Here is a 1,097-nt window from a genome sequence, read left to right on the forward strand (position 1 = left end):
TGTGTGATTCACAGACATCGTTTCAACTAAAATGAGGCGATGGACCGTGAGATTGCGACTCGATTGCGATGGGTGCTGATGTATCACGAGACCGGCAACGCCGGTCTCGTATGCTCGCGGTGTGGCATCTCGAGACCGACACTTCGCAAATGGTTACGACGCTACCGGGATGCCGGAGAAGAGGGTCTTCGATCTCAAAGTCGCCGCCCTCTCAACAGTCCAAACCGGAAGGTCACTGAAGCTGATCGAGCGACGATTCTCCGGCTGCGTGCTGAGCACAAGGGAGCCCGGCGAATCCAGAACGAGTTGCGGCTCCACGAACAAAGAGAACTGTCCCTCGCGACCATTCACAAGGTTCTGAACGAAGCGTCGGTGAAGCCGTTAGCGCGTCGCAGGCGGCCGGCACATCCCAAACGCTATAGCCGCCCGGTTCCAGGGGATCGGGTCCAGATGGACACGATGAAAATCGCGCGAGGTGTCTATCAATACACGGCCATCGACGACTGCTCGCGCTTTCGCGTACTGGCTGTCTACCCGCGCAGAAACGCCCGAAATACGCTGCTCTTTCTTGATCGTGTCATCGAAGAGATGCCATTCCCGATCCAGCGTATTCAGACTGATCGGGGCGGCGAGTTCTTCGCCGAATCAGTGCAGCGGCGTCTGATGAGCGAGTGCATCAAATTTCGACCGATTCCGCCACGCTCGCCACACCTCAATGGCAAGGTCGAGCGTTCACAGCTGACTGACCTGAACGAGTTCTGGTTCCACCATGTCGCGACCGAGGCGGAGATTGATCAGCGAATTGAGGAATGGCAATTCGACTACAACTGGCGTCGCCCTCACGGCTCGCTGGGCGGCAAGACGCCCGTCGACCGCATCGCGGAAGTGAGCGAAATCACACCGCTCGCGGAGCAAGTCGAAAGCGCCTACGACGAGCGAAAGGAGCGAATCCGGCACCGCGAATGGCGAGTCGACAAGACCCTTGCCGACCATCATCGGCGCGTGCTTGAAATCGCGTCTCCTAACGGAGCCACGAGCTCAAGCACGCCAAGAAAGCGGTCTACGAGAAAGTGAAACGATGTCTGTAAATCGCACAA

1 protein-coding gene is annotated in these 1,097 nt (G+C 57.8%); it reads left to right on the forward strand.

Annotated elements, in window-relative coordinates; genetic code table 11:
- Positions 1-39: 39 nt before the first annotated feature.
- A complete protein-coding gene (locus tag PQR02_RS40480; RefSeq protein WP_408243394.1) occupies positions 40-1,074 on the forward strand; it encodes an IS481 family transposase in 1,035 nt (344 codons plus the stop codon).
- Positions 1,075-1,097 lie beyond the last annotated feature (23 nt).

Source organism: Paraburkholderia sediminicola (assembly GCF_046026895.1).
GTDB lineage: Bacteria > Pseudomonadota > Gammaproteobacteria > Burkholderiales > Burkholderiaceae > Paraburkholderia > Paraburkholderia sediminicola_C.

Excerpts from the sequence above, each read along its gene's own strand:
- PQR02_RS40480 (WP_408243394.1), top strand. The coding sequence starts at position 40 with ATGGACCGTGAGATTGCGACTCGATTGCGATGGGTGCTGATGTATCAC.